Source organism: Pelagibius sp., from assembly GCF_028281305.1.
GTDB lineage: Bacteria > Pseudomonadota > Alphaproteobacteria > Kiloniellales > Kiloniellaceae > Pelagibius.
Window position 1 is genome coordinate 128832 of the sequence record NZ_JANQKD010000016.1, and the last position, 16264, is coordinate 145095.

Consider the following 16264-nt stretch of genomic DNA (forward strand, 5'->3'; position numbering starts at 1 on the left):
TGTTGCCTGGCGGCCGTCGCAGTGTCCTGCCTGGCGCCGGGTGTGGCTGCCGTCCAGGAAGCCGCGGCCCAGGAAGCCGCAGCCGGAGCGGCCGGCGCGACGTTTTTCACCGGGTCTGGTTTCAGCGGGCAGTCAAAAACCCTGACCCTCGCGCCTGACGCGCCTTATCAGGCCATCCCCTTCGTCGGTGACGAGCTCAACGAAAAAATCGCCTCGATGAAGGTCGACCCCGGCCTCGGTGTGATTCTGTTCCAGCGCCCGTACTTTGCCAGCCGCGACGACGTTTGCGGCCGGAACTTGGGGACCCGCGAAAACCCGCGCGCTTGGTGGCTCGGCCGGACCGCCGACTTCGAACCGCCGCGCGCCGCGGTAGGCGCTGGGACCTACGAAGCAGCCGAGATGCAGGATGACGACTATTCGTCACTGATCGCCTATCGGCGGGAGTTGGGACCGCCCCCGGGCTTCCTGCTGCTGGAGCGCCGAAGCTTTTACAATCGCGCCTGCGAGCGCTCTGACGAACAAAGCTACTTCAACCGCCTGTTCGTCCCGATCCCCAATCCGCCGCAGCGCGAAGCCTGCACCGACCTCTCGCAGCCGGCAAGCAGCCACGGCGCGGGTGCCGATGCCCCGCGCTTCGTGCGCCTGAGCGAGGCGATCGCCCTCTTCCCCGAAAACTTCGATACCCGCTACCAGGGGGTCGACCACCGCTTCACCGCGACCATTTTTGACGGTCCCGGCTGCAGCGGCACCTCCATAACCTTGACAAGCCAGAAGGACGGCCGCCCTGCGCGCCATAAGCTCAAGGACTTCGATTTCGACCGCCGGGCCAAATCCGTTTTGATCCGATATCAGCGCGGCCCGCTCGATCCTTATCTTGAGGCCGCTCAGGTCGCCTCCACGGCACCGGCGGCGAGCGGCAGCCTGGCGCCGAGCACCCCGGCCCCACAGACCCCGGCCGTCAATCAGGCGCCCGCCAGCGGCGGGCTGCAGCCGACACCGCCCCCGGCAGCGACACAAGCACAGACAGCGACACAGACCCCGGCGGCACAGACCCCGGCCGCGCCACAAACGCCGGCGGCCCCCCAACGCACGCAGCAGCCGCTCGCACAGCCGCCGGGCAGCGGCCTGCAGCCCGCCCCTCCGGGGGCGCCCAGCCAGCCGCCTGCACAACCGTCTCAGCAGGCCCTGCAGCCGGCCCCTCAGCCGCAGGTCCAGCCGGCGCCGGTCGCCCCGCCCGCACCGCGAGGGCCGACGACGGCGGCAGAGGAGACCTTCCGCTTCCCGGTGCACCAGGTCTATCGCCTGAACTTCTGCATCGACGGCGATAGCGGCTGTGGCGATCCGGCCGCCAATGCCTGGTGCCAGAACAAAGGCTTCAGCAGTGCGGCACGCTGGGCCCGCGAGGAGAACATCGGCGCGCTCTATCCCACTGTGTTCATCGGCAGCGGCGCGATCTGTGACAAGTTCCTCTGCGACGGTTTCGAGGAAATCACCTGCCAGCGTTGAGGCTGCCAGAGCGGAGCCTGCAGAAGGGCAAAGAAAAGCCCCGGACGCGTGAGCGACCGGGGCTTTCGCTTTGAGAGCCTGTCCCGCTAGCCGTTGGCCTGGCCGGTGCGCAGCACCAGCAGGGACAGATAATAGGGATCGGACTTCGGTGACCGCTCGACAGACCTGAAGTCCTCTTCGGTCGGCGCAGCGGGAGCCGGTGCCAGCTCGGCCTCCGGTTCCTCGATAACCGCGGGCTCAGGCGGTGCCACCGACAGGGGCGGTGCCACTGACAGGGGCGGCGTCACCGGCAGGGGTGACGTCACGGGCAGGGGCGACGTCATGGGCAGGGGCGACGTCATGGGCAGGGGCTGCGCAGCCGACTTAGGCGCCGCCGGGGGCAACTGGGCCAGCAAGGCGCCAGGCTCGAAGTCCGCCCAGGCCGGGGGTTCCAGCAGCCGGGCAACAGCATCGGCGATCACGGAGAACGGCTCGTCGTCCTCGGTCCGTCCTGGCCGGCCCTGGCTCTGCGGCGATCCGGAACTGGTCTGCTCCCCTTCGCCCGCAGTGCTGGGAACCAGCAGGGGAATGGGCTGCTCGGGCACAGCGGGCGGCCTGTCGCCGCCATCAGCCGGTCCGCCCTCAAGCGATTCCACCACCACCGGCTTCGGTGCCGGCATGACCGCCTGCGGCGCGGCGTCGGGCGACCTTGGGGCCGACGGACGCGCTGCGGGGGCCGAACCTGGACCCGGCACGGGCAGTATCGCTGCCGTCGAAGCGTAGGCGGCTTCCAGGTTTCTGAGCACGGTCTCGTCCACGCCCGGCTCGACCGCCGCCTCCGCAAGCACCTCAATCGCTTCGTCGCGCTGACCGTTCAGGGCCAGCGAGAGGCCAAGGTTGTTGCGCGCCGACAAGTAGCCAGGGCTGCGCTCAAGGGCGAGGCGGTAGAGATCCTGCGCCGCCTGGTGTTCGCCCGCCTGATCGCGGATGATGCCAAGGGCGTTGTAAGGGCGCGGGTCCTCGGGATTGGTGACCATGGCCCTGTTGAACTGGACGGCCGCCATGCCGGTTTCGCCGGACTCCATGTAGACCTTGCCGAGACTGTAGAGCGCCTCCTGGTGGCCCGGATGTTCCGCCAGGAGGGCCGCGTAGGTCTGCGCGGCCGCGTCGTCGCGGTCCAGGGTCTGCAACAGGCCAGCAATACGCATCATTGTTTCGGGGTCTTGCGGGTCAATCTCGTGCGCCCGTGCGCAGAGCCCGAGGGCCGTCAGGTACTTGCCCTCCTCTGCCAGGCGATCGCAGTAGCGCACCATGCGCGCCGCCCGGCTGGCATCGTCCTTGCCAAATCCCGCGGGTGCATAGGCAGGGCCGTTGCCGGCGCTTGCACAGCCGACAACAAGGCCCGCTAGCCCGATTACCGCCAGCATCCGCAGCAAAGGGCGGCCAGTTGATCCTTGTATCATCCCGGTTCTCCGCATCGTGGGGCGGTGGCGCCAGAGAACCCCGTGCGGGCCCTGGACCGGTCGCCCCTCTCCTGTTCGACCAAAAAAGAAACCGGGATAAGTCTAGATTCAGGTGCTTAAGGGAAGGCTAAGGCATTCAAAACATTTGAAGGAACCGCCTTTGCCGCCTCTCAGCCGTGAAAACAGCAAAAGAAATGAATTGTGGTAAAACTCATTCTTAATTGCTTTGTGGAATCCTAGGCTTGTTGACAAGTAGTCGATAGGAAGCAAAGCAAGATGCTTTTACGTCTCATTCTCTTCACCTACTTCGCCCTCTGGGGCCTCTCCAGCCTGATCGAGGCGCCGATCGTCGCCTCCTGACGACCGACACCTGGCGCAGCGAAACCTAGTCGCGCCAAGGCGAAAGGCTGTCAGGCGCGATCCGCAGGGATGGTGCGCAGCCGCACTGAGAGTGCAACTGCCTCAAGTCAGCCGTCCGCTCGCGGGTGGCCGCTTCTCCACAGCTTTATCTAAAATTCAGACGAATATTGATCACAACTTGATCAGAGCTGTGACAAGACTGTGTTCGCGCCGGGATTCTTTACGAAATAGGCGGCCCCTTTACCTTCGATTAATATTCGTTACTTACTCTGGCGGTTCTGCGATGCGGGATTTGGTCCCGGTGGTGCGAACGGGAGTAGTTCATGACAACCCAAACAACGACAAAAACGAACCGGGGTGGCGGACGGGCAGCTATGCCCGCCGGAAAGGGCGTCGAGGGCGTTGGACGACGGTCCCCTGCGGCCATTAAGTCGAGCCGTCTTCATTCCTGGAAAGCCACGCTGTTTCAGAGCCTGGGGCGCGAGTTGACGGCGCTCCACCGCCAGCATCAGGAGCGTGCCTTTATGGCCACCTCCCACGGGCTGGCTTACCGCAGCAACGCGGTCATTCACACGGGTACATTGCACTAGCTTGGCGCACGGCCGCTGCCGCCAGCGTGGCGGTCACGCCATCCGAGGACTTCCCACTTCCCCCTCCGGGGGAGTTCTCAAAGAAAAGGGGCCGCCGAGAGGCGGCCCTTCGCTTTTCTGTCCCGAAGCGGCTGTGCTTTTAAGCGGTCCTGCAGCGGCAACGCTCAGCTGCAGCCGTACGCGCTCCAGAGCGTGTACTTCTGCTCCCTCGAAACACAGCCCCAATACATCTCTGAATCGCGGTCCGCGCTCTCGAAGCTGCAGGCCGCTTCGACGATTTCCTGCATCCGCCCGCAGATCTGCTGCTGCTGCCAGGGTGCCGCGTCAGCAGACCCCGCTTCGCCGATACCGGTGTCCTGCGTGGACGCGGGTACGCCGGAAAAGCCACGGATCTCCAACCACTGGGCAAAGCTCGGACCGGCCGGCTCGCTTGCCGGGCCACTGCGGCTGCTCGCCTGCAGGGCGTAGGCGGTCACGCCGAAGGTGATTATCGCAAGGGCAAGCAGCACCCGCGGGTGATCAAAACGGACAGAAAACCGGGCTTTCAAGCGCTGCAGAGCGACCTCGGTGCTGGCCATGGAGTCTCGCATTGGTTCGGTACCGACAGGAAAACAGTATGAATTGAGCAGCTTAGGAAGCCGTTAATGACCGGCCAGAGAGATTGCCGGGGCCTGCCGCCATTGCCCAAAGGTATGCCCACAGCAGCCCTCGGGTGAGCCAGTGATCGGACTATAATCCTGGTTCGAGATGCCGGATTACATAGACGCGGCAGCGGGCCGTATCCTGACCCCGCACGGCATAAACGAGGTCCGGCACCGCGAGGCCTTCCGGGTCGTAAAGCGCCCAGTGGCCGCCGACCACCGCGCCATGCGTGTACTCACCCAGACGCACAATCAGAAAGCGATCGCGCTTCTGGCGAAAGCGGCCGAGGCGGCAGAGCTCGGTCAGGCCGTAGTCCAGGTCGAAGCGGTCGAGCCGGCGGTCGTCCTCAAGCAGCAGGTGGGAGCCCTGCCGCGGATTGACCGGCCGGCGCGGCAGGGATGGCGCCGGGGGCGCCCCACGCAGCTGCGCGCGCTCCGGGCCGACCGGCAGATGCCCCTCAGCGGCAAATACCGGATGAGCGCCGCCGAAGAGAAGCAGTGTGAGTACGGAGACGAGAATTGGCCGGACGCGGTGCATGGCCGAAGCCTAGGTGCAAAGCCTTACCGGACCGTCAAACCGGGCGGGGCCTATCCGACGGAAGACAGCCAAAGGAAAACGGCCCGCCGAACCGGCGGGCCGTTCTCATGAACGCTGGAAGCGCGGCCTACTGCAGATAATCGTAGGTGCCGTCCTTCCACTCGTAGAACACATAACCCGGTGCGGTCACATCGCCCTTCTCGTCGAAGCCAATGTTGCCGAGCACCGTGTCGAACTGGTTGCTGCGCAGCGACGCAATGACCGGATCGAGATCAACCGTGCCGGCCTTCTCGACCGCCTGCGCCCAGGCCTGGATCGCACCGTAGGTGTAGAGCACGTAGCCTTCCGGCTCGACACCCTTACCCCGGAACACTTCGACCACTGGGGCAGCAACCGGGTTCTTACGCGGATCCGGGCTGAAGGTCATCAGGGTGCCCTCGCCGGCATCGCCGGTGATGGACCAATACTCGTCGGTCACCAGGGCGTCACCGGAGACCAGCAGGGTGTCCATGCCCTGGTCGCGCATCTGACGAACCATCAGGCCGGCTTCGGTGTGGTAACCGCCGACATAGAGCACGTCGATGCTGTTCTGCTTCAGCTTGGACACCAGCGCCGTGTAGTCCTTCTCACCGGCTGTGTAGGCTTCGTAGAGCGCCTCGGTCACACCGGCGGAGTTCAGGTTCTTACGGGTCTCGTCCGCCAGCCCCTTACCATACTGTGTCTTGTCATGAACGATGGCGATGTTCTTGGCGCCGAACTGCTGGGCCAGGAACGCACCGGCCACCTGGCCTTGCTGATCGTCGCGGCCGCAGACGCGGAAGACGTTATCGCCGCCTTCTTCCGTGAGAACTGGGCTAGTCGAAGCCGGGGAGATCTGCAGGATTCCCTCTTCCTCGTAGACCTGCGAAGCCGGGATCGAAGAGCCGGAGCAGAAGTGCCCGGCCATGAAGACGACACCCTTGTTGATCATCTGGTTGGCCACGGCCACCGCCTGCTTGGGATCGCAGGCGTCATCGCCCACTTCCAGGACCAGTTGCTGGCCCAGCACACCGCCGGCCGCATTGATGTCGGCAACCGCCTGCTCGGCGCCGGCCTTCATCTGCTGACCAAAGCTGGCGTACTGGCCGGTCATGGGTCCGGCCGTGGCGATCACGATCTCGGCGCGCGCCGCCGTGACCGTCAAAGCCGTGACCGCCGCCGCGGCCATGAGCACCGAAGTGAATTTACGCATTTTGGAAGTACCCTCCCGTCTAGCTTGAAATCCCTGTTGTCTCAATACTCAGGCTCATTTGAGCCTTTTACTTCTGTGGAAGGTTGAGGTCATTCCACAGCATTGTCACGCCATTTCGGCAGACAGCTTAGGCAGGCCCGCTGAGGCCCGCAATCTCTTTTAGGCCAACGATTTCGCGTTAACCATCTTGACGCGCGCGCCAGCCGAAAGGCCCCGCGCGCTCGTACAGCCAAGGGTATTGCGCCACCATGGTGCGCGCCCGCGTCAGGCGGTAGGAGAGCAAGGCAATGGCCATGATGACCGCCGTGTCGATCACATAGCCGCTCAGCAACAGCAGCTCGCCGCCGAACAGGCTGAAGATGACAAAGCGGTCCGCAAGGCCGAGCAGCAGCGAGTAGCCCACCACCTGCCAGGCCGGGCGCCAATGGGCGCTGAGCGCCTGGCCCGTCAGATAGGCCGCGCCGCCGACCAGAACGACGGTCACGCCGATGAAGACCGGAAGGCTGGTGCCGAGGATCGGGATCATGGCGAAGCCCTCCCAGCGCGATGGCCGCTCAACATGCGCTCAGTGACCTCCCTCGAGGTAGGCCGCCCGCACCTCCGGCATCGCCAGCAGCTCGTCGCCCGTACCGCTGAGGGTGATGTTGCCGTTCACCATGACGTAGCCGCGGTCGGCCAGTTTCAGGGCGTGAAAGGCATTCTGCTCGACCAGAAAGATGGTCATGCCTTCGCTCTTGTTGATGTCTTTCAGGACCGAGAAGATCTGCTTCACGATAAGCGGCGCCAGCCCCAGAGAGGGCTCGTCCAGAAGCAGCAACCGCGGCCGGCTCATCAGGGCGCGGCCGATGGCCAGCATCTGCTGCTCGCCGCCCGACAGCGTTCCGCCGCGCTGCTGCTGACGGCTCTTCAGGATCGGGAACAGCGTGAAGACCCGCTCCAGATCGTCCTGGAAATGCTCGGGCGAGGCGACCGTGGCCCCCATCTGCAGGTTTTCCATGACGGTCATGCGCGGGAAGATGCGCCGCCCCTCCGGCGATTGCGCGATCCCCATGCGTACGATGTCGTGGGCCAGCTTTCTGGTGATGTTCTGGCCGTCGAAGTGAACCGTCCCGCGCGCCGCCCGCGGGTTGCCGAAGACGGTCATCAGCAGCGTCGACTTGCCCGCACCGTTGGCGCCGATCAGGGTGACGATCTCGCCCTGCTGCACGTCCAGATCGACGCCGCGCAGCGCCTCGATGTTGCCGTAGAAGGTGTGGACACCCGCGATCGAAAGCATAGCCATGTCAGCCGCCTCTGACCTCGCCGCTGCCATCGGCCCCCGGATCCTGGTCCTCTGCCAGATCGGCCGCGACCTCCGCCGGGATCTCGTCGTCTTCCTCTTCACCCAGGTAGGCGCGGACCACGGCCGGGTCGGCGCGGACGTGGGCTGGCGTTCCGTCGGAAATCTTGCGGCCATAATCCAGCACCACAATGTGGTCGGAGATTTCCATCACCACGCTCATGTCGTGCTCGATCAACAAGAGACCGATCTTGTGCTGCTGCTTGATGTAGAGCAGCAACTCGTTCAGCTCTGCGGACTCGCGCGGGTTCAGGCCGGCCGCCGGCTCATCGAGACAGAGCAGCGCCGGGCGGCTGCACATGGCACGGGCGATCTCCAGACGCCGTTGCGCCCCATAGGGCAGGTCGCCGGCGTTGTCGTCGGCACGCTCCACGAGGCGCACCTGTTCAAGCCAGTAGCGTGCCCAGTCTATCGCCTCGCGCTCGGCCTTCTGATAGCCGCCGATACCGAACAGGCCGAAGACGGTGTAGCCGGAGGCGCGCATCAGTGCGTTGTGCTGGGCGACGATCAGGTTCTCCAGCACCGACATAGCCGGAAACAGCCGGATGTTCTGAAAGGTCCGCGCAACGTGCGCCTGCTGGGCGATGCGGAAGTCGTCCATGCGCTCAAGCAGAAACTGCTTCTCACCGCGGTCCAGCGTGAGGCGCCCGACCGTCGGCTTGTAGAAGCCGGTGAGGCAGTTGAAGAGCGTGGTCTTGCCGGCGCCGTTCGGCCCGATGATCGCAGTGATCTCGGCATCGCCGGCGGCAAAGGACACGTCGTCGACGGCGACCAGACCGCCGAAGCGCATGGTCAGATGCTCGACAGTCAGCAGCGCCCTGGCGCCGCTCGGGATGGTGAGATCGTGGTTCGCCGTCTCTGCGGTTGCCACGCTCATGGAGAACTCTTGCCCGCGGTAGCGCTGGGAGAATCGGTGTCGAGAAGCATGGTCGGATCACGGTGCGCCAGAAGCCCGCGCGGCCGCCAGACCATGATCAGCACCATCAGTCCGCCGAACGCCAGCATGCGGAACTGCTCCAGTTCGCGGAACAACTCGGTCCCGCCGATCAGGACGACGGCTGCAATCACGACGCCGATCTGGCTGCCCATGCCACCCAGGACGACGATGGCCAGGATCACCGCCGATTCAACGAAGGTGAAGCTCTCGGGCGAGATGAAGCCCTGGCGCGTCGCAAAGAACGATCCGGCGAAGCCGCCGAACATGGCACCGATGGCAAAGGCGGTCAGCTTCGTGTTGGTGGGATTGATGCCAAGGGAGCGGCAGGCGATTTCGTCTTCGCGCAGTGCCTCCCAGGCCCGCCCCACCGGAAGCTTGCGGATCCGCATGGTGAAAAGGTTGGTGATCAGTGCCAGGGCCAGGATGAGGTAGTAGAGAAACACGATCCTGTGCATCGAAGAGAAATCGAGGCCGAAGAAGGTGTGGAAGGACTGCTCACCCTCTTGCACCCGGCGCGAGAACGGCAGGCCGAAGAAGCTGGGGCGCGGAATGCCGGAGATCCCGTCAGGCCCCCGGGTAAACTCGTACCAGTTCAACAGCACGACGCGGATGATCTCGCCAAATCCCAAGGTCACGATCGCCAGATAGTCGCCGCGTAAGCGCAACACCGGAAACCCGAGCAGAACGCCGAAGGTGGCTGCGAAGAGCCCGGCCAGAGGCAGGCAGATCCAGAACGAGAGATCGAAATAGACCGCGATCAAGGCATAGGAATAGGCCCCGACCGCATAGAAGGCGACATAGCCGAGGTCGAGCAGCCCAGCCAGGCCGACGACGATGTTCAGCCCCCAGCCCAGCATGATGTACATCACCACCAGAGTGGCGATATCGACGATGTAGCGGTTCGAGAACGGCATCCACGGCAGGGCGATGGCGAGAACAACCAGCAGCGGGCCGGCAACCTTGGCCATCCTTTGGACCTGCGCGCCGATCCGGTCCATCGCCTCTTCGCGCTCGGCCCGCCGGCCCGGACTGCGCGTTTCGCGCCGATAAGCCAGAGCAAAGCGTCCGAGGAAGACCCCGACGACGGCTATGACCACCCACTCCCAGCGGTACTCCAGGCCGAGGCCGCCCGGGATGGTCACCGTGCGCACACCGACGATGGAAATCGCCAGGCCGAAGGCGACCAGCGCCGCGAGACCGGCTTCCTTCAAGATGGCCTGGAAATCGACGGTGCCTTCCAGGGCGGCGCGCTTGCCTGCTTCGACAGCCATGGCTCAGACCTTCTCCACTTCCGGACGCCCGAGCAGACCGGTGGGCCGGAAGATGAGCACCAGAACCAGGATCGAGAAGGCCGCCACGTCTTTGTACTCGATGGTGAAGTAGGCGGACCAGAAGGTCTCGATGAGGCCGATCAGGAGCCCGCCGAGCATGGCGCCGGGCAGCGACCCAATGCCGCCCAGAACAGCCGCGGTAAAGGCCTTAATGCCCGCCAGGAAACCGATGTAGAAGTCGATCACCCCGTAGTAGACCAGGAAAAGAATGCCGGCGACCGAGGCAAGCCCGGCACCGGTGACGAAGGTCAGGGAGATCGTCCGGTCGACGTTGATGCCCAGCAGCGCCGCCATGGTGCGGTCCTGCTCGCAGGCGCGCTGCGCACGGCCGAGCGCCGTGCGCGCGATGATGGTGGCGAAGATCGCCATCAGCGCCACGGTGACCAGCACGATCATGATCTGGACGTAGCTGAGCTGGACCACGAAGGTCTCGGTTTCCATCAGGGTGATGCCCCCCTGGATCACCGGCGGCATGGGGCGCACCCGCGCGCCCTGCAAAAGCTGCACATAGTTCTGCAGGAAAATCGACATGCCGATGGCCGAAATCAGCGGCGCCAAGCGGTGCGATCCGCGCAGGGGTCTATAGGCGATGCGCTCGACCGTCCAGCCGTAGACCGACGTCAACAGCATCGCGACCACCAGCACGATCAGAAGCGCCAGCGGCACCCAGGTTATCCCGACAAGTCCGAGAATGAGAAAGGCGATCAAGCCGACGAAAGCGCCGATCATGAAGATGTCGCCATGGGCGAAGTTGATCATGCCGATGATCCCGTAGACCATCGTATAGCCGATCGCGATCAAGCCGTAGATCGCCCCCAGGGTGACCCCGTTGATCAACTGCTGAACGAAGTACTCCATAACCCCTGTCCGCCGCGGCTTCCGCCCGCCCCGGCTTTTGTTTGCTCAGATCTTGTTCCGTTGGCTGAACCCACCGGCGTTCTGCTCTGCGGCAGCGACGCGCACCGGCCTGTCCCGCCCCCCTGTAACGGTTTCAGCCGCGCACCTTACGACAAATCCCAGAGCGGTCAAACGCAAAGGCGCGGCAGGGCCCCGGTGCCCAGCAGGCCGTGGCCAGCCCGCCCCTGAGACGCCGCAAAGTCTGGTTTCCGGCCAGCCACGCAGCCTGCGCATAGCTCTAATGCGTCGCAGCAATTTTCTTGCAAGACTTTCGAATCGCAATACTATTTTAACTGTGCACTGCAACAATCAGTGCTGTTTAGGGAGGTGCTCAAAAAGAAACGCCGTTTTAAAAGGAAGTTTCGAGATGACGCACCAAAGCCACGCAGAGAACCCGAATTCGCCGGCGCCGGAAGGCTGGGCCATCGACCGCATGAGCGCCGGATTCGACCACGCATTTGACCGCGCCCGCATCGAGCGGCATATCGCCGAAGGCCGCAGAATGCAGGCCGAGGCGGTGGCTGCCGCGCTGAAGGCCCTCTTTGCCCGCCTCTGGCCGGCAAAGCGCCCGGCTGCGAAGGCCGGCGCCGTAGCGCAAACCGCACCCGGGCAGGCGGTTCAGGCCTAGTCCCACACGCTGTCGGGAATCACAGAAGAGCCGCGCCTGGGCCCTTCCATCGCGGAGGGCTTGTGCTGCGGCGCTGGAGTCACAATGACGCTTGTTCGCAAGCTGTCGGCTGTCGAGGCCGACAAGCTGACGCATCATCTTTGCCGTCTTTCCCTGGAAGAACGACGCCTACGGTTCGGCCACGGCGTGAGCGACCAGGGCCTGGCCGACTTCGTCCAAGCCATCGACTGGTCTGAAACCTGGGCCATTGGCGCGGTCGACGGGCAGGACCTGCACGGGGTTGTCGAACTGCGCCGCGCGGGTGCCTGGTGGACCGGCGCGGCGGAACTCTCAGTCTCCGTGGAAGGTCCCTACCAGAACCAGGGCCTGGGCACCCGGCTGGTCGCCGAGGCCCTGCTGGTTGCCCGCAACCGCGGAATCCGCACGGTCTTTCTGCTGTGCCTGCCGGAAAACCGGCCGATCCAGCGAATCGCAAAGAAGTTCTCCGGACGGCTCACCATGGTCGATGGCGATCTGGAGGCCCGCATCCAGCCGGCCCAGCCGACCCCGCTGACGGTGATGATGGAGCTTTTCAACGACACCCGGGGGATCGTACAGGGCGTTCTGGAACAGGCCGCCAAGGCGCCGGCCGGGTCCGGCGGGCGCTAAGGCCAGGGCGGCAGTCTGGCTGCGCGTCGGCCAAGGTCGAACGCCAGCGAACTGCGGTCTTGGGAGGAAGAGTGGCGACCCCTACGGGACTCGAACCCGTGTTTTCGCCGTGAAAGGGCGATGTCCTAGGCCACTAGACGAAGGGGTCGTCGGGCAGAGGATTTAGCCCCTCGCCCACCGGATTGCAAGCCAATCTCGGCAGTCCGGCGGCTGAAAGCCATGGCTGCAAAAGCGGATGCTAATAGCCGGGCGGATCCACGGCTTGGTCGCCGGGCGCCACCGGCTCTTCCCTTGCCTCCCGCTCGGCCAACTGCGGCGGGCCGTAGGCCCCGCCCGGCTGCTCATGGGGTCTCTCAGGGGGCCCCTCGGCGATGGGCACAGCGCCAATCTCCTTGATCAGCTTCTCCAGCATGGCAGCGGCAAAGTCTTCGTAGTTGTTGGCCGTCATCACGAAGGCGCCGGTCCCGCCGATCACCGAAGTCCTGTAGTAGGCATCGACCGAGGAGTCCTCATTGAGGATCGCCAGGCCATTGATGGTGATGCCCCGCAGAACCGCCAGATCGCGCAGCTTCGACGGCTGGGCGCCCTGATTGGCCCGTCCATCCCCGGAGATATCGATAACGCGGCGTACGCCCTGAAAACCGTTGCGGTCGAGCGCACGGGCCGCGAAATCGATGGCCCCGCCGATGGCCGTACCACCGCCGTCCAGAAAGCGTGGCGTGGTATCGATGATCTCGGCGAACGCCTGCGCCGAATCCGCCGTGGTCAGGTGCTGCCAGTCAATCGCCATATGCTGGCGCCGGTTGTCCGACCACTGGATCATGGCCACCGCCACGCCGAGCTCCCCGGTGGCGCGGATCGCCGAAGCGACCGCTGGATGGCGGAACGCATCGGCAAAGCCGCGCATCTGCAGATCGAACTCCTCCGCAGAGACCGAAGAAGAAGCGTCAACCGCCAGCACCAGTTCGAGGTCGACGGGCTGGCCGCCGCCCGCATCGGCCTGGGCAAGCGCCGCGGCTGCGGAATAGGCGTGGCCGCCTGCCTGGGGTTCCACCGCCTGGGGTTCCACCGCCTGGGGTTCCACCGCCTGGGGTTCCACCGCCTCTGCGGCGGCCGGAACTGTGGTCAGGAGGATGGCAAGCAGTCCGGCGCGCAAAGCCGCAGCGATCCTGCCTGATCTCGGGAAACCGTCGAGCCGCGTTACCATGACGAAGAGCTTAACCGCCCAAAGCGCCCGCTGTCGCGCGGAATAGCTTGTCTGACCGGAAATTGAACACCGGCCCTTTGCGCCGTGTATTGCTAATTTACCTTGAGAATCAAGAGGTCAGCGGCGCTGCGTCCTCGATGACAAACTGCACGGTCTCAACGCCGCCCCAGCGGTCCACCTGGACGCGGCCGGCCACATGGAGCGGAAGCCCCGCCGTCTGCAGCAGCGCGGGGCCCAAAGCGCTGTCCATGGCGCGAAAGGCAATAGCTTTCAGCCGCCCGCCCCCAGCCCCCGAGAGGTAGCAACGGACATGATTCTCACCGACGACGGAGGCCTGGGCCACCTTCACCGATGGCAGGGCGAAGCGCGGTTGGACGTTGCCGACGCCGAAGGGGGCGCAGCGCTCCAGCGCCTCGAGAAGCTCCAGGGTCGCGCCCTTGGGCTGCAGCGCGCCGTCGATGCCGAGCGCGGGCCGATAGGCAATCTCCGTCAGGCGCTGCGCCAGCCGTTGTCCCAGAAAGGCAGTCAGTTCCGCGAGACTGTCCCGCGTGACCGTCAGCCCTGCGGCCATGGGATGGCCGCCGCCGTTGACCAGCAGCCCGGCCTGGCGTGCAGCGATGACCGCGGCGCCCAGATCGACCCCCGGGACCGAGCGGCCGGAACCCTTACCGAGCGTGCCGTCCAGGGCGATCACCAGCGCCGGGCGGTTGTAGCGTTCCTTCAGGCGGCTGGCGACAATGCCGATCACACCGGCATGCCAGCCCTCCGCCGCGGCCACGACCAGCCCGTCGCCCGGTCCGGTCTCCTCCACCTGCAGAATGGCCTGATCGAGGACCTGGGCCTCGATCTCCCGGCGCTCGCTGTTGTAGCCGTCCAGCTCGGCGGCCATGGGCACTGCAGCCGCAGGCTCGTCACAGCACAGCAGCCGCGCGCCCAGCGGTGCGGCACCGACCCGTCCGCCGGCGTTCACCCGCGGGCCGAGCAGATAGCCCGCGTGATAGGTGCCCGGCGCCTCGCTAATGCGGGCGACATCACAGAGCGCGGCGAGCCCTGCATTGCCGCGCCGGGCCATGACCTTCAGGCCCTGGGCCACCAGCGCCCGGTTGACGCCGGTCAAAGGCACCACATCGCAGACGGTGCCGAGAGCGACGAGATCAAGCCACTGGCGAAGATCCGGTTCGCGCCGGCCGGCCTGCGCATACCAACCCTCGTCGCGGAGAGTCCGGTTTACGGCAACTGCCAGCATAAAGGCGACACCCACCGCAGCCAGCTGCCCCTGCCCGCTGGTATCGTCCAGGCGATTGGGGTTCACAACGGCTGCCACCGCAGGCAGACGCGGTTCGGCGGCGTGGTGATCGACCACCAGGATGTCGAGCCCCTCGGCGGCAGCGGGCTCCAGCACGTCGAAGGCGGTGATCCCGCAGTCGACCGTGACGACCAGGGTGACCCCGCTGTCCGCCAGGCGCTTCAGCGCCGAAGCGTTGGGGCCATAGCCTTCGGCCAGGCGGTCGGGGATGTAGATCTCCAACGCCATCCCAAGGGCTGCAAAGAAGCGGTACAGCAGCGCCGAGGACGTCGCTCCGTCGACATCGTAGTCGCCGAAGACCGCAACCTTCTCGCCGTTGCGCACCGCCGCGGCCAGACGCGCCGCCGCCCGGTCCATATCCTGGAAGGCCGAGGGATCGGGAAGATAGTCGCGCAGCGTCGGCGCCAGGAAACGCTCGGCCTCATCGGGGCCTATGCCGCGGGCGGCGAGTACCCGGCCAACGACCTCCGGCAGGCCGAACTGCTGGGCCAGGGCCAGGGCAAGGCGTCCATCGCCCAGGCGTTCTTCCCAGCGCTTGCCGGCAAGCGACCGCTCCACGCCGAGAAAACAGTCGCGCCGGGCCTCCCCCGTCGGTGCCGCTGCGGCATTCGATGGCCCGGCCGCCATGGCCGCTAAACGCCAAGCTCGTCGTACCAGGTCTTGCGCTGGAAGTTGTGATGCGCTTCGACATAGCGCACGGTCCCCGACTTCGACCGCATGACCACCGAGTGGGTCATGGCCCCGCCGTGGTAGCGGCGCACGCCCTTCAGCATCGAACCGTCGGTAACGCCGCTGGCCGCGAACATGACGTCGCCGCTCGCCAGATCGTCCAGGCTGTACTTCCGGTCATAGTCGGTGATGCCCCAACGATCCGCACGGCGCCGTTCTTCGTCGTTGCGAAAGACGAGCCGCCCCTGGAACTGACCGCCGATGCAGCGCAGCGCCGCGGCGGCCAGAACACCCTCCGGCGCGCCGCCAACGCCGATATAGATGTCGACGCCGCTTTCCGGGCTGCTCGTGGCCATGACCCCGGAAACATCGCCGTCGCCGATCAGCATGATCCGCGCTCCCGCCTCGCGGACCTTGACGATCAACTCGCTGTGGCGTGGCCGATCCAGGATACAGGCCACCAGATCGGAAACCTCGACCTGCTTGGCCTTGGCAAGGTTTGCCAGATTGGTGGACGGCTCCTCGTCGAGGTCGACCAGATCGCCCGGCAGCCCGCCGCCGACGGCGATCTTCGACATGTAGGTATCCGGCGCGTTGAGGAAGTTGCCGGACTCGGCCATCGCAATGACGGCCATGGCGTTCTGCCCGCCCTTGGCCGTGATGGTGGTACCCTCAAGGGGATCGAGCGCAATATCGATGGAGGGCCCGCCGCTGCCGACCTTCTCGCCGATGTAGAGCATCGGCGCCTCGTCACGCTCGCCCTCGCCAATCACCACGGTGCCGTCGATGCCCAGGCTGTTCAGCGACTGGCGCATGGCATTGACCGCAGCCTGGTCGGCGGCTTTTTCGTCGCCGCGGCCCATCAGCCGCGACGCCGCCAGGGCGGCCGCCTCCGTAACGCGGACGGTCTCCAGGGCCAGGTTTCGATCCATCGCACTGTTGGTTGCCATCGCTGCCTCTTCCTTTCGGACCGTGCCCCGCACCACGCCTTGGG

16 protein-coding genes and 1 tRNA gene are annotated in these 16264 nt (G+C 65.5%); 4 read left to right on the top strand and 13 right to left on the bottom strand.

Features of this window, described 5'->3' with window-relative positions; translation table 11 throughout:
- Positions 1-42: 42 nt before the first annotated feature.
- A complete protein-coding gene (locus Q0982_RS04600) occupies positions 43-1506 on the top strand; it encodes a hypothetical protein (protein ID WP_299392245.1) in 1464 nt (487 codons plus the stop codon).
- Between the two features lie 86 nt (positions 1507-1592).
- Here the strand turns inward: Q0982_RS04600 and Q0982_RS04605 are convergent, their stop codons facing one another.
- Positions 1593-2948, bottom strand: a complete 1356-nt coding sequence (locus Q0982_RS04605) for a tetratricopeptide repeat protein (protein ID WP_299392249.1) — start codon at positions 2946-2948, stop codon at positions 1593-1595.
- A gap of 734 nt (positions 2949-3682) precedes the next feature.
- Here Q0982_RS04605 and Q0982_RS04610 point away from each other — a divergent pair.
- Entirely contained in the window at positions 3683-3898 is a 216-nt protein-coding gene (locus Q0982_RS04610; protein ID WP_299392252.1) for a hypothetical protein, read from the top strand.
- 164 nt (positions 3899-4062) lie between these two features.
- Here Q0982_RS04610 and Q0982_RS04615 read toward each other — a convergent pair whose 3' ends face one another.
- The 8 genes from Q0982_RS04615 to Q0982_RS04650 all read right to left on the bottom strand — a co-directional run bounded on the left by Q0982_RS04615 (position 4063) and on the right by Q0982_RS04650 (position 10773).
- The gene (locus tag Q0982_RS04615) at positions 4063-4476 is read right to left on the bottom strand and encodes a hypothetical protein (RefSeq protein WP_299392254.1); all 414 of its coding nucleotides are present in this window, start codon (positions 4474-4476) and stop codon (positions 4063-4065) included.
- A 151-nt stretch (positions 4477-4627) separates the two neighbouring features.
- A complete protein-coding gene (locus tag Q0982_RS04620; RefSeq protein ID WP_299392257.1) occupies positions 4628-5077 on the bottom strand; it encodes a hypothetical protein in 450 nt (149 codons plus the stop codon).
- A gap of 127 nt (positions 5078-5204) precedes the next feature.
- Entirely contained in the window at positions 5205-6308 is a 1104-nt protein-coding gene (locus tag Q0982_RS04625) for a branched-chain amino acid ABC transporter substrate-binding protein (protein WP_299392259.1), read from the bottom strand.
- Between the two features lie 178 nt (positions 6309-6486).
- Positions 6487-6834 carry a DUF6867 family protein gene (locus tag Q0982_RS04630; RefSeq protein WP_299392262.1) on the bottom strand — a complete coding sequence of 116 codons (348 nt, stop codon included), beginning with the start codon at positions 6832-6834 and terminating at the stop codon, positions 6487-6489.
- Between the two features lie 39 nt (positions 6835-6873).
- Positions 6874-7584, bottom strand: a complete 711-nt coding sequence (locus Q0982_RS04635; RefSeq protein ID WP_299392409.1) for an ABC transporter ATP-binding protein — start codon at positions 7582-7584, stop codon at positions 6874-6876.
- A 7-nt stretch (positions 7585-7591) separates the two neighbouring features.
- Positions 7592-8437, bottom strand: a complete 846-nt coding sequence (locus Q0982_RS04640) for an ABC transporter ATP-binding protein (protein WP_299392411.1) — start codon at positions 8435-8437, stop codon at positions 7592-7594.
- Between the two features lie 83 nt (positions 8438-8520).
- On the bottom strand, positions 8521-9855 hold the full coding sequence (gene livM, locus Q0982_RS04645; RefSeq protein ID WP_299392264.1) for a high-affinity branched-chain amino acid ABC transporter permease LivM: 1335 nt from the start codon (positions 9853-9855) through the stop codon (positions 8521-8523).
- A gap of 3 nt (positions 9856-9858) precedes the next feature.
- Entirely contained in the window at positions 9859-10773 is a 915-nt protein-coding gene (locus Q0982_RS04650) for a branched-chain amino acid ABC transporter permease LivH (RefSeq protein ID WP_299392266.1), read from the bottom strand.
- A 406-nt stretch (positions 10774-11179) separates the two neighbouring features.
- Here Q0982_RS04650 and Q0982_RS04655 point away from each other — a divergent pair, with 406 nt between their 5' ends.
- Together Q0982_RS04655 and Q0982_RS04660 are read left to right on the top strand one after the other, a co-directional pair.
- Positions 11180-11440 carry a hypothetical protein gene (locus tag Q0982_RS04655; RefSeq protein ID WP_299392269.1) on the top strand — a complete coding sequence of 87 codons (261 nt, stop codon included), beginning with the start codon at positions 11180-11182 and terminating at the stop codon, positions 11438-11440.
- An 84-nt stretch (positions 11441-11524) separates the two neighbouring features.
- Positions 11525-12088: a GNAT family N-acetyltransferase gene (locus Q0982_RS04660; RefSeq protein ID WP_299392271.1), complete on the top strand. Its 564-nt coding sequence runs from the start codon at positions 11525-11527 to the stop codon at positions 12086-12088.
- Positions 12089-12160: 72 nt separating this feature from the next.
- On the opposite strand, the gene Q0982_RS04665 is transcribed toward Q0982_RS04660, so the two are convergent.
- The 4 genes from Q0982_RS04665 to glpX form a co-directional block, all read right to left on the bottom strand.
- A tRNA-Glu gene (locus tag Q0982_RS04665) sits at positions 12161-12236 on the bottom strand.
- A gap of 90 nt (positions 12237-12326) precedes the next feature.
- Positions 12327-13244: a DUF1194 domain-containing protein gene (locus tag Q0982_RS04670; RefSeq protein ID WP_299392275.1), complete on the bottom strand. Its 918-nt coding sequence runs from the start codon at positions 13242-13244 to the stop codon at positions 12327-12329.
- Positions 13245-13404: 160 nt separating this feature from the next.
- Complete coding sequence (recJ, locus tag Q0982_RS04675; RefSeq protein WP_299392279.1) at positions 13405-15228, bottom strand: single-stranded-DNA-specific exonuclease RecJ; 1824 nt, start codon at positions 15226-15228, stop codon at positions 13405-13407.
- 5 nt (positions 15229-15233) lie between these two features.
- Entirely contained in the window at positions 15234-16202 is a 969-nt protein-coding gene (gene glpX, locus Q0982_RS04680; protein WP_322096952.1) for a class II fructose-bisphosphatase, read from the bottom strand.
- Positions 16203-16264 lie beyond the last annotated feature (62 nt).